This window comes from Streptomyces sp. NBC_01237 (assembly GCF_035917275.1).
Lineage (GTDB): Bacteria > Actinomycetota > Actinomycetes > Streptomycetales > Streptomycetaceae > Streptomyces.
This window is the reverse complement of record NZ_CP108508.1, coordinates 5620779-5632918: the sequence shown is the minus strand read 5'-3', so window position 1 is coordinate 5632918 and position 12140 is coordinate 5620779. Positions and strand designations below refer to the sequence as shown.

The window sequence follows — 12140 nt, the reverse complement described above, 5'->3', positions numbered from 1 at the left end:
GCGGATCTTCTTCGAGGTCTTCGTGGTGGGGTACTCCGCAGGCCCGGAGCGGCGGCATCGCGCACGCTCCGGGCCCACAGGAAACCAGCCGGACGGCAGGAACCGTTACGGGGTGGTCTTGACGGTGATCTTGCCGTCGATGATGGCCTTCTTCGCCGTGTCCACGGCGGCGATGACCTCGGTCATCTTGGTGAAGGCCGGGTTGGACATCGACAGGCCGACGCCGTCCTTGTCCAGGCCGTAGCGGATCTCACCGGTCTCCGGCTTGCCGTCCTTGACCGACTTGATCAGGTTGAAGACCGAGTCCTCGACGTCCTTGGTGACCGAGGTCAGAATGCTCGCCTTGTAGGCGGCGAGGCCCTTCTGCTGGTACTGGTCGGAGTCGACGCCGATGTTCCACTTGCCGGCCTTGGAGACGGCCTCGATCGCACCGGAACCGGCCAGACCGGCCGCCGAGTAGATCACGTCGGCCTTCTTGTCGAGCTGGCCCTGGGCGGCGGCCTTGCCGAGGTCGGGCTTGGAGAAGCCGTCGAAGTTCGGCGGCTGGGTCAGGTACTGCGACTGGACCTTGACCGAGGGGTCGGTGTCCTTGACGCCCTGCTCGTAGCCGGCCTGGAACTTCTTGATCAGCGGGGTCTCGACACCGCCGATGAAGCCGACCGTCTTCGTCTTGGTGACCTTGGCGGCGGCGACACCGGCGAGGTAGGAGCCCTGCTCCTCGTTGAAGACGATGTTGGCGATGTTCTTGCCGGTCACCGAGGCGTCGTCGATGATCCCGAAGGTGATCTTCGGGAACTTCGGCGCGACCTTCTTGATGGCGGGCGCGTAGGCGAAGCCGACGCCGATCACCGGGTTGTTGCCGGCGCGGGCCAGCTCGGTGAGGCGCTGCACCTTGTCGGCGTCCGACTCACCGTCGGAGGGCTCCGCCTCGGTGCCCTTGATGCCGAGGTCCTTCTCGGCCTTGGCCAGACCGGCGTAGGCGGCATCGTTGAACGACTGGTCGCCGCGGCCACCGATGTCGTACGCGATGGCGGTCTTGCCGTCCTTGGAGTCGGAACCCGCATCCGACGACGATTTTCCGCCACACGCGGTGGCGGTGAGTGCAAGCGCCGCGGACGCAACGCCCACGGTGGCAATCCTGGTGATCCGGCGCAAGGGAAGGCTCCTTCAAACCTGACCGAAGCGCCTCTTCCGGCGCTGGTTTCGCGGCGATCGTAACGCGCGTAGATGTCAGATAAGGACCCGTACGGAAGCCGTTATCGGATCGTCGCGAACAGAAGCGGTCCCGCCCGTCCACGAATGGCCCCCGAACAGCTCACGAACGGTTGCCGTCGAGCAGCGCGGCGGCGGTGAAGAGTTCGACACCCACGGTGATCGCCTCCTCGTCCACGTCGAAGTTCCCCCGGTGCAGGTCAAGCCCCCGGGTGTCCCCGGGGGTCCGTACGCCGAGCCGGGCCATGGCCCCCGGCACGTGCTCCAGGTACCAGGAGAAGTCCTCCCCGCCGAGGCTCTGCTCGGTGTCCTCGATCGCGTAGGAACCGCGGCGCTCGGTCATCGCGGCGTCGAGCAGTCCGATGGTCTCGGCGTCGTTCACCACGGGCGGCACCCCGCGCACGTAATTGATCACGGTCTTGGCCCCGTGCATGCCCGCGACCTCGTCGATGGCCGCGTGCACCAGATCGGGCGCCCCCCGCCAGGCGGCCAGATCCAGGCAGCGAACAGTTCCGGACAATTCCGCGTGCTGCGGAATGACATTGCAGATGTGGCCGGTCTCCAGCCGCCCCCAGGTGACGGCGAGCCCCGAGCGGGCGTCGGTCCGGCGGGCGAGCAGCGCGGGCACGTCGGTGGCCACCCGGGCGGCGGCGGTGACCAGGTCGGTGGTCAGATGCGGCCGGGCGGTGTGCCCGCCGGGCCCGTCGAGGGACACCTCCAGCCGGTCGCAGGCGGAGGTGATGGGCCCGATCCGCAGCCCGATCCGCCCGACGTCCACCTTCGGGTCGCAGTGCACCCCGATGATCCGCCCGACACCCTCCAGCACCCCGGCCTCGATCGCGTCGGCGGCCCCGCCCGGCAGGACCTCCTCGGCGGGCTGGAAGATCAGCCGCACGGCGCGCGGCAGCAGCCCCTGCCGCGCCAGCCCGGCCAGCACGAGCCCGGCGCCCAGCACGGTGGCGGTGTGCACGTCATGCCCACAGGCGTGCGCCCGGTCGGGCACGGTGGACCGGTAGGAAACCCCCGCCTTGGTGTCCGGGATCGGCAGCGCGTCGATGTCGGCCCGCAACGCCAGCATGGGCGTCACCCCGTCCCACTCCCCCACGTCACAGATCAGCCCGGTCCCGATGGAGAGCACCCGCGGCTTCAGCCCGGCCTTCTCCAGCCGGTCCTTGATGGCCGCGGTGGTGCGGAACTCCTGGTTGCCGAGCTCGGGGTGCATGTGCAGATCACGGCGGAAGGCGATCAGCTCGGCACGGAGCTCCTCGGACAACGTGCCGGGCAGAGCGGCGCCCTCGGGCAGCTCGGCAAGGGCATCGGTGCGGGACGCGCGGGACTTCAACTGGTTCACCTGTTGAAGGGTAGGGCCCCCACACCCCCAACTGGCCACAGATCAACAAAACTTCAGCCGCTCAGGCGAACAAAAGTTGGCGCGGGCGCGTGTGGTGTGTGTGCGCCATGGGTAGACTCCGCCGCCCTCGACGCCTGCCCGGCTCGTCACCGACGCCCCACGCCGCGGCAACGGCCCGCTCGCCGCGTCACGAGGAGCACACAGTTCCCCCTCATCCACGCCCGGAATATCCGGGTAAAGAGTGAATCCACTGACCATCATCGGTGATATTCGCTTTCGACCCGTCCAGGAGTGCCTATTCCTGGCATGTCGAAATAACCCTTTCCTGCAATAAAGAATTGCAGCCTACGATCATGAAGAAATGATGGATTTTTCACGAGGAGACCGATGAACAGTTCGCCGGAACCACGCAAAAAGAGACACCGGCCCCTGCACCGTGCCGTTCTCGGCACCGTCGCCACCGCCCTGGCGGGGGCCGGCGTCCTCGCCCCGGCCCCCGCTGCGGCGGCCACCTCGGCCTCCTTCGAGGCCACGGCCAATACGACTGTGCCGAACACTCCTCCCGAGACGCCCTACGGCCGCGGCACCAGCCCCGCCACGGCATGCACCGGAGGCGCTGTCGGCAATACGCGGACAGCGCTCTACGCGTGGGTCGACGACGTGGACTCCGCCGATCTCACAGCCCGGTTCCAGGTGTTCGAGAGCGAGGGGACGAGCCCTGTCGCCGAGGTGCCGGTGTCTGCCACCCGGGGTACCAGCGCGACAGCCCTGGTCGACCTGCCCACCGGGTCCTATCACTGGCGAGTCCGGGCCGAGGACTCCGCCGGGGCCGTCTCCGCCTGGACGGACTCCTGCGTGTTCTCCGTGGACCGCGTCCGCCCGGACAAGCCACCCGTGGTTTCTTCGGAGGAATTCCCCGACGGCGACAACGGCTGGCCCGAGAACACCGGAAACGCGCGGACCCCGGGGACCTTCACCCTGGGGGCCAACGGCGTCGATGACGTCGTCACATACGTCTGGTACACGGATTCCGAACCGCAACTGCGCCAGGTCTCCGTATCCGCCGGCAGCGGAGCGGCTATTACATACACCCCGCTCAACAAGGGGCTCAATCGTCTGTACGCCTACAGCATTGACGCAGCCGGCAACCGCTCCGACACCATGACCTACCGCTTCTACGCGAACGGCGCCACCGCACCCGATGCCCCCGGGGATCTCAACGGTGACGGCAACAAGGACATCTGGAGCCTCGACCCCGACGGGAACCTGCTCACCTACGCGGGCCGGGGCGACGGTTCCTTCTCGCCGCCCACCAGTGGCGGGCAGACCCTGGCGGACGCGTCGATCGCCTATCGCGGCGACTGGGGGCAGGACGGCTATGTCGACCTCGTGACGCTTGAGTACAGTCCGGCCCAGCAGCGCAAGGAGCTGTGGGTCTACTCCAACAGCGGGCTCGGCGTCGCGAGCACCACGGCGAATGTCGGCAAGCAGCCGGTGACCGTCAAGTGCCCGTTCCCGGACGAGGACTCCGGCTGCTTCGGCTCCGGGAACGACCACTGGCACGATGCCGACGCGATCGTCGCCCCGGGTGACGTCAACGGTGACGACAAGCACGACCTGCTCGTCCAGGAGGGGTCGCGTCTCTGGGTCTACTACGGAGTGGGATCGACGCGTCTGGGCGTGCCCGTCCTCGTCGAGGGCATCGACTGGGACGACTACACCGTCCTCGCGCCCGGCGACATCGACGGCGACGGCCTGGCGGACCTGTGGCTGCGCGACAAGGCCACCGGCGATGTCCTGGGCGTGCGCGGCGGTGCGGGCGCCGACGGCAAACTCGACCCCGCCACCTGGGGCGACCCCGCGAACCGGGTCACGATCGCCCGGGGGTTCACCACCGCGGCTCATCCCGACCTCGGTACCGTCGGGGATTTCGACGGCGACGCGGTGGCCGACCTGTGGGGCCGGGCGCCGGACGGCACCATGACGCTGTGGTCCGGACGGGTCGCGGACGACCAGAGCTTCGGCTTCGCCGAAGGCCGGCCGATCGGCTGATCCACAAGGGGGCGGCGCGCGGTGGCCGGTGACACCCGAAAGGGTGTCTTCGGTCGCCGAGCCGCGCCGCGAGAAGTGAGGGGCCGGCTCGCTCAGTCCTCCGTTCTCATGCCTCTGTCACCTCTCATGCCTCCGTCACCGCCGTGGCCCGCCACGGTGCCAGGCGCTGTACGTCGCGGGCCGTCTCCGTGACTCCGCTCAGGAAGCCCTGCGCGCGCGGGGACGCCGTGTCGCGGAGCCATTCCGGGGCGATGTCGCAGACCGCGACCTTGACGCCCGTGCCGGCCAGGGCCAGCGGGAGGGTGTGGACGACCGTGGAGGGGAAGCTCAGGACCGTGCGGCCGATGGGGCCCCGGCGGGCGATGAGTTCCAGGGGGAGGTCCGGGCGGACGATCTCCAGGCCGGTGGCGGCTTCCAGGGCGTGGAGCTTCTCCGCGGACTCGCGGCGGTGGGCGAAGTAGCGGGTCGCGCCGTGGGTGCGGGCCAGGGCGGCGACCGCCTCCTGGTACGGGACCGGGTCGATGACGCCCGTCTCGACCAGGGAAGTGCCCACCAGGTCGGCGCCCTTGGTGATGCGGGGCGGGCCGAAGCGGCTGCGGGTCCAGGAGAAGTCGTTGGCGCTGACCGTGATGCCCGGCGGGGCCTCGACCGGCATCGCGGTGAACACCTCGACCGTGCGGGTCGCCGATGGGGTGAAGCGGCGGCGGGCGGTGGCCGTGACCGGGGCCAGGACCAGTTCGCGCGGGCCCTTGCTGCCCCGGCGGTGCCAGCGCACCAGGCGCTCGCCGCGCGCCAGTTGGGCGACGAACTCCATGGTGGCCGTGCCGTCGTCGACCACCGTGAGGCGGGGTGCGCGGACCAGGGTGAGCAGGAGCTGTACGTACCGCGAGAACGGGTCACCGATCACGATGTGGTCCGCCCGCCTGACCAGCCCGGTCAGGGCGCGCAGGGCCTTCAGAGGCGCGCCGGACTCGCCGCGCGCCTCCTGCCAGCGGACGGTGATGCCCTCGTCGCGGGCCAGCTCCGCCATCCTGCGCAGCTGGCCGCGCGACATCGGGTCGACCGGGGGGAGGACGACGACCGTGGTGGCGGCCGGGTCCTGTCCCCCCATGCTGTGGGTCCACTCCAGGACGTTCAGGAGCTGGACCGGGCTCTCGACGAAGGCGAGGTTCACCGGTCGGCGCTCAGACCGCGACCGGCTCGGGGGCCGCGTCGCTCTCGGCGACGACGCCCGCGACGCGGCGGAGCTTCTTCATCGGGCCGAGCTCCGACTCGTAGACCTTCTTCACGCCGTCGCCGAGGGAGGCCTCGATGGTGCGGATGTCGCGGACCAGGCGGGTCAGGCCCTGCGGCTCGACGGAGGCGGCCTGGTCGGAGCCCCACATGGCGCGGTCGAGGGTGATGTGGCGCTCCACGAAGGTGGCGCCGAGCGCGACGGCCGCCAGCGTGGTCTGGAGGCCCGTCTCGTGGCCGCTGTAGCCGATCGGCACGTTGGGGTACTCCTGCTGAAGGGTGTTGATGACCCGCAGGTTGAGCTCCTCGGCCTTCGCCGGGTACGTCGACGTGGCGTGGCAGAGCAGGATGTTGTCCGAGCCGAGGACCTCCACCGCGTGGCGGATCTGGCGCGGGGTCGACATGCCGGTGGAGAGGATGACGGTGCGGCCGGTGGCGCGCAGCGCGCGCAGCAGCTCGTCGTCGGTGAGGGAGGCCGAGGCCACCTTGTGCGCGGGGACGTCGAACTTCTCCAGGAACGCGACGGCCTCGGTGTCCCACGGGGAGGCGAACCAGTCGATGCCGCGCTTGGCGCAGTGCTCGGCGATGGTGCGGTACTCGTCCTCGCCGAACTCGACGCGGTGGCGGTAGTCGATGTACGTCATCCGGCCCCAGGGGGTGTCGCGCTCGATGTCCCACTGGTCGCGCGGGGTGCAGATCTCCGGGGTGCGCTTCTGGAACTTGACGGCGTCGCAGCCGGCTTCGGCGGCCACGTCGATCAGCGCGAGGGCGTTGTCGAGGTCACCGTTGTGGTTGATGCCGATCTCGCCGGTGATGTAGACGGGCCGGCCGGGGCCGGCGGTGCGGGTACCGAACGTGCGCAGACGGGAGGTGTTCATGGTGGTGCGTTCCTTACTTGGTGGGGACGGTGGGGACAGAGGTGGCGGGGACGCCGGTGGGGACAGAGGTGGCGGGGAGGCCCGTGCCGGTGAGCGTGGGGCCCAGCAGCCACGCCGCGATCTCGCGGATGGCGCCGAACCCGCCGGGGGTGGTCGTGACGGCGCGCGCCGCCGCGCGCACCGAGTCATGGGCACTGGCGACCGCGACGGGCCAGCCCGCCAGGTCGAAGCAGGGCAGGTCGTTGACGTCGTTGCCGACGTAGAGGACGCGTTCGGGGGCGATGGACTGCTCGTCGCACCACTGCTTGAGCGCCTCGTCCTTGCGGTCGATGCCGTGCAGGACGGGGACCTTGAGCTTGCGGGCGCGGGCGGCGACGACCGGGTTCTGCTCCGTGGACAGGATCAGGAGCGGCAGGCCCGACCTGCGCAGCGCGGCGATGCCCAGGCCGTCGCCCCGGTGCACGGCGACGGTCTCGCGGCCCTCGGAGTCGATCATGACCCGGTCGTCGGTCTGGGTGCCGTCGAAATCGAGGACGACGGCGTCGATGTCCGCGCGGGTGGGCAGCGGGGCCGGGTCCAGGAGCGGGGCGAGCGCGCGGGCGCGGGCCAGGTCGTGCGGGTCGTCGACCTCCAGCACCCGGGCCGGGTCGGTGCGCACCAGGGCGGTGTGGCCGAAGAAGCGGTGGCGGTGGGTACGGAAGCCCGCCACGTCCATGGCGTACGCGGCGCCGGTCTCCAGCAGGTCCTGCGGACGGGCCTGGCGCATGGGGCGGACGGCCTTGTCGTGGTTGACGCCGTAGCTGCCCTCCTCCACCGCGGACCCGTCGCGCCACACGAAGCCGTGGAACGGGGCGACGGTGACGGCCGTGTCGGCGCCTTCGTGGGCGACCGCCCTGGCGACGCCGTCGATGTCCTCGCGGGCGACGAACGGGCTGGTGCACTGGACCAGCAGCACCACGTCGACGCTCCGGCCGCGCAGGGCCTCGTACGCGTCGAGGGCGTGCAGGACGGCCGCCTCGCTGGTGGCGGTGTCCCCGGCGATGGCCTCGGGGCGCTGGACGCAGTGCAGCCGGTGGGCGGCGCCGTACGCCTCGGCCGCCGTCCGGGCCGCCTCCGCGATGGCCGCGTCGTCGGTCGTGACGACGACGTCGGTGACCTCGGGGGCGCCGAGGCAGGCGTGGACCGCGCGGGCGACCAGCGGTACGCCGCCGACCGGGGCGAGGTTCTTGGCGGGGACGCCCTTGGATCCGCCGCGGGCGGGGATCACGGCGAGCACGGTGGGCTTCGCGGGGGTCCGGGCGGGCGTCCGCGCGGGGTCCGGGGTGGTCGCGGGGGTCTGGGGCGGCGTCATCGATGCTCCTGGGGTGGTGGTCACAGCTCGCCCATCCGGCGGATCACGGGGGCGACCCGCTGGACGCCCTGGCGGTAGGCGCCGCGCGCCGCGTTGCGTACGGTCTCGCGCACCGCGCCCCGTACCCGGCCGGTCTCCTGGGGGGCCGCCGCGCCGGGCAGCGGGTGACCGTCGGGGGCCAGGTGGTGGCGGGCGAGGATGCCGGGGAGGTAGCCGGGGGCGGTGGCGGGCGTGTAGTAGGGGGACAGGGTGGGGAGCGGGCCGCGGTTCAGCAGGGCGTCGACCCGGGCGCGGGCCCGGTCGTAGGAACCCGCGTACGTGCCGTCGGCGGCGACGCCCTGGCCGGACAGCCACTCCTCGTCGGGCCTCGGGCGGATGCCGCCGTCGAGCCGGTCCCAGGAGGTGAGCAGTCCGGAGCCGATGAAGTGGTGGTTGCCGAGGGTTTCGCGGATGCCCAGGTCGGTCAGGACGGCGGTCGGGATGCGCCGGTGCAGGGACTCCAGCGCGGCCGTCGAGGAGACGGTGACCAGCAGGTCGGTACGGTCCAGGACCTCGCCCATGTGCCCGTACACCAGACGGAAGTTGGGCGGGAGGCCGCCGGGCAGCTTCTCCGCGAGGCGCTGGTAGGGCAGCTCCTCGATGTGCGTGGTGTGCTCGCCCGGCTTGGAGCGCAGCTTCAGCAGCACCTCGCGGCGCGGGTGCAGCCGGGCGTGCTCGACGAGCCTGCGCAGCAGGTACGTGCGGTCGGCGCGGGAGGCCGGTACGGAGGGCTGGGCGGCGAACACCACGGTGTCGCGGCCCTCCTGGGGCCGGTGCGGCTCGCCGCCGAGGAACGGCAGCGCGGCCTCCGTGACGGCCGAGGCGTCGGCGCCCACTCCCTCGTACACGGCCCGGAACCGCTCCGCGTCGTGGCGGGAGTTGGCGAGGACGACATCGGCGCCGTGCCGCAGCAGGAGTCCGTCGGCCAGCTTCTCGTAGACGACCCCGACATAGCCGGTGACGACCACGGGCCTGCGGTCCAGCCGCAGGGCGGCGAGTCCGTGCAGCATGGCCTGGACGCCGCCGCCGACGAGGGAGAGCACGACGAGGTCGTACGCCTCCTCCCGTACCGTGCGCAGGAACTCGACGGCGGTCACCTCACGCACCCGGTCGGCGGCGATGCCGACCTCACCGACCTCGGCGAGCTGCCGGGGAGTCGGGGTGGCCCGGCCGCGCAGCAGCAGTCCGCTGATCTCGACGGGGCGCCCGCCGGTCGTGGACGCGGCGGTCAGCCGGCGCGCGGTGAGCGCGCCCCATTTCCACCGGGTGTCGGAGTCGGCGAGGACGGCTACCCGCAGCGCCGCGGGGTCCGCGGCGGCGGTTTCAGCCGGATCGGCCGTATTGCTGGTACGTGGGGGCACGTCGTAGAAGTTAGGAAGGCATTCGGATGGGCGGCCCAACGGAGCGGCAACAAATGGTTAACAGCCCGCCGACGATTGGCGAATCGGCCCCGGAATCGGCCTGGTTCATCATTCCGACATTCGCCGTTCACCGACCGTCCCCCGTGGGGACAAGGCAAATGCCGGGGCTCGCCCTAGCGTGATGCGGGTGGTTAAGCTCTCCGTCATCGTGCCGTTCTTCAACGTGCAGACATACGCGCCCGAAACCCTCAGAAGCCTACGGGCCAATGCCCGCGAGGACTTCGAGTTCATCCTTGTCGACGACTGCTCGACCGACGGGACGGCGGACATCCTGCGCCGTTCCCAGGACGACATCCCGGGGGTGGTCGTGCTCAGACACGAACGGAACGGGGGGCTGGCCACCGCCCGCAACACCGGGCTGGACGCGGCGCGCGGCCAGTACCTCGCCTTCCTGGACGGGGACGACTGGCTGGCCCCCGGTTTCTACACCGAACTGCTCGCCCGCACCGAGGCGTTGGGGTGCGACTTCGTCCGCACCGACCATGTCCAGGTGGAGGGCGCGAGCCGTACGGTGCACCGCGTCCCGCACGGCAGGCGCGACAGCGTGACGGACCCGCGCGAGGCGATCCTGCCCGCCGACCGGTCCACCTCGGTGGACTATCCGTACGCCTGGGCGGGGCTCTACCACCGCAGGCTGCTGGACCGCGGACTGCTGCACTTCACGGACGGGCTGCGCACCGCCGAGGACCGGCCGTGGATCTGGCGGCTGCACCGCAGCGCGGATTCCTTCGCGGTGCTCGGAATGCTGGGAATTTTCTACCGGCGCGGAGTGGCTTCCTCACTGACCCAGATCGGCGATGTGCGTCAGCTCGATTTCATTCGCTCATTCGACCAGGTCGTCCGGGAAACGGCAGAGGACCGCGACGCGAATCTGCTGCTGCCGAAAGCGGTACGTACGTACTGCGCGATCATTTCCCATCACATGGCCTCGATCGAGAGGTTCGAACCGTCCGTGGCACGCACCCTGAAATCGCTCAGCTCGGCGGCGCTCAAGCGCATGCCGCAGCCGGTGCTGGACGAAGCGCTCGACTCCATGGACGTCCAGCGCGCGACCCTGCTGCGCCGGCTGCGGCGGCGGCCCGCCGCCGCGAAGGAGGCGACGGCAGCATGAGCTTCCCCTCGACGCGCCGCACGACGCAGATCTTCGCCGCCTCCACCCTGTACGGCGCGGCCACGCTCGCCGCCGCGCTGGACACCGACTGCTTCGGTCCGGCCGACCGCCGCATCCTGCTCGTCTGCAACAACGCCGCGATCCCGGAGACCACCCCGGCCCTCGACGCGATGCCGGGCTTCGAGCTGCTGCGCGGCCGCTTCGACGACGTGGTGTCGTGGAACGAGACGATCGCCCCGTTCCACCCGGGCCATTGGTCCCCGCGCCCCGACGACGTACCCCTGTGGGAACGGCATCTGCGGCTGGTCTGGGGGCTCGGCGACGACGCCGTCGAGCTGACGGTCGAGTCGATCCAGGTCAACCCCGCCATGGCGATCGCCCAGATCTTCACCGGGGTGCCGATCGATGTGTACGCCGACGGGCTGATGAGCTACGGACCCACCCGCAACAAGATAGATCCGCTGGTCGGGACGCGGGTACGGCGACTGCTGCACCTGGATCTGGTGCCGGGTCTGAAGCCGTTGCTGCTCACCGAGTTCGGGGTGCTGCCGCAGATCGTGCGGACCGAGAGCTTCCGCAAGGTGCTGGGCGAGCTGGCCGGCGTACCGGCCGGTCTGCCGTCCGTCGAGGCGCCCGCGCTGCTGCTCGGCCAGTACCTCTCCGCGCTGGGGCTGATCTCCGCCGCCGAGGAGGAGAACCTGCATCTGCGGATGATGCGGGGCGCGGTGGCGCTCGGCCACACCCGCCTGGTGTTCAAGCCGCATCCGACGGCCCCGGCCCACTGGTCGAAGGCGATGGAGGCGGAGGCGGAGCGGCTGGGTGCCGAACTGACCGTGCTGGACGCCGGGATACTCACCGCGCCCGTTCTCGCGGAGGTCCTCTACGAACGGATGCGGCCCGCACTGGTCGTCGGCTGCTTCTCGACGGCGCTGCTCACCGCGTCCGTGTTCTACGGGCTGCCGGTCGCCCGGGTCGGTACGGAAGTGCTGCTGGACCGGCTCTCCCCGTACGAGAACAGCAACCGGATGCCGGTCACCCTGGTGGACGTGCTGCTGCCCGAGCTCGGTGACCGGGCGGCGGTGCTGGAGCAGCGGCCTTCGGACGGCGCCGAGACGGAGGTGTCCGCGCTGGTCGCCGCGGTCGGGTTCGCCATGCAGCCGAAGATCTATCCGGGGCTGCGGCCGGACGCGGAGCGGTATCTCGCGGCGCGGCTGACGCCGTCGACCTGGCGGTACTTCAAGCGGCGCCGTCTCACGTCGCTGGCGCTGCCGGGGGCGGTGCCGTCCCAGTTCGCCTTCCTGCCGCGCAACGCGACGGTACGCAGGGTGGCGAAGCGGGCGCGGTCGCTGCGGCGGGCGGTGCGCCGGTAGTCACGGTCGCGGTGAGGGCCACGAACGGTGGGGCGGGTCCGGTCGTCCGGGCCCGCCCCACCGTTCGTCGTACCGCTCGTCGCAACCGTCCCTCGCGCCGCTCGTCGCCACCGGTTCGCCGT

9 protein-coding genes are annotated in these 12140 nt (G+C 71.0%); 3 read left to right on the top strand and 6 right to left on the bottom strand.

Annotated features, from left to right (window positions below; translation table 11 throughout):
• Positions 1-105: 105 nt before the first annotated feature.
• Both OG251_RS25260 and OG251_RS25255 read right to left on the bottom strand, forming a co-directional pair.
• Positions 106-1155: a BMP family lipoprotein gene (locus tag OG251_RS25260; protein WP_326679272.1), complete on the bottom strand. Its 1050-nt coding sequence runs from the start codon at positions 1153-1155 to the stop codon at positions 106-108.
• Between the two features lie 160 nt (positions 1156-1315).
• Positions 1316-2554, bottom strand: coding sequence for an amidohydrolase (locus OG251_RS25255; RefSeq protein WP_326681412.1), 1239 nt, complete (start codon positions 2552-2554; stop codon positions 1316-1318).
• Between the two features lie 396 nt (positions 2555-2950).
• On the opposite strand from OG251_RS25255, the gene OG251_RS25250 reads away from it, so the two are divergent.
• Positions 2951-4615, top strand: coding sequence for a VCBS repeat-containing protein (locus tag OG251_RS25250; protein ID WP_326679271.1), 1665 nt, complete (start codon positions 2951-2953; stop codon positions 4613-4615).
• 124 nt (positions 4616-4739) lie between these two features.
• Here the strand turns inward: OG251_RS25250 and OG251_RS25245 are convergent, their stop codons facing one another.
• From OG251_RS25245 to OG251_RS25230, 4 genes are read right to left on the bottom strand one after another with little or no spacing between them, the layout of a single operon-like run.
• The gene (locus OG251_RS25245; protein WP_326679270.1) at positions 4740-5789 is read right to left on the bottom strand and encodes a hypothetical protein; all 1050 of its coding nucleotides are present in this window, start codon (positions 5787-5789) and stop codon (positions 4740-4742) included.
• A gap of 10 nt (positions 5790-5799) precedes the next feature.
• Positions 5800-6726: an N-acetylneuraminate synthase family protein gene (locus OG251_RS25240; RefSeq protein WP_326679269.1), complete on the bottom strand. Its 927-nt coding sequence runs from the start codon at positions 6724-6726 to the stop codon at positions 5800-5802.
• Positions 6727-6739: 13 nt separating this feature from the next.
• Positions 6740-8077: an N-acylneuraminate cytidylyltransferase gene (locus OG251_RS25235; RefSeq protein WP_326679268.1), complete on the bottom strand. Its 1338-nt coding sequence runs from the start codon at positions 8075-8077 to the stop codon at positions 6740-6742.
• A 20-nt stretch (positions 8078-8097) separates the two neighbouring features.
• Positions 8098-9477: a DUF6716 putative glycosyltransferase gene (locus OG251_RS25230; protein ID WP_326679267.1), complete on the bottom strand. Its 1380-nt coding sequence runs from the start codon at positions 9475-9477 to the stop codon at positions 8098-8100.
• A gap of 187 nt (positions 9478-9664) precedes the next feature.
• Here OG251_RS25230 and OG251_RS25225 point away from each other — a divergent pair, with 187 nt between their 5' ends.
• Both OG251_RS25225 and OG251_RS25220 read left to right on the top strand, forming a co-directional pair.
• Entirely contained in the window at positions 9665-10648 is a 984-nt protein-coding gene (locus OG251_RS25225) for a glycosyltransferase family 2 protein (protein ID WP_326679266.1), read from the top strand.
• The gene (locus OG251_RS25220) at positions 10645-12018 is read left to right on the top strand and encodes a polysialyltransferase family glycosyltransferase (RefSeq protein WP_326679265.1); all 1374 of its coding nucleotides are present in this window, start codon (positions 10645-10647) and stop codon (positions 12016-12018) included. The genes OG251_RS25225 and OG251_RS25220 overlap by 4 nt, the downstream gene beginning before the upstream one ends.
• Positions 12019-12140 lie beyond the last annotated feature (122 nt).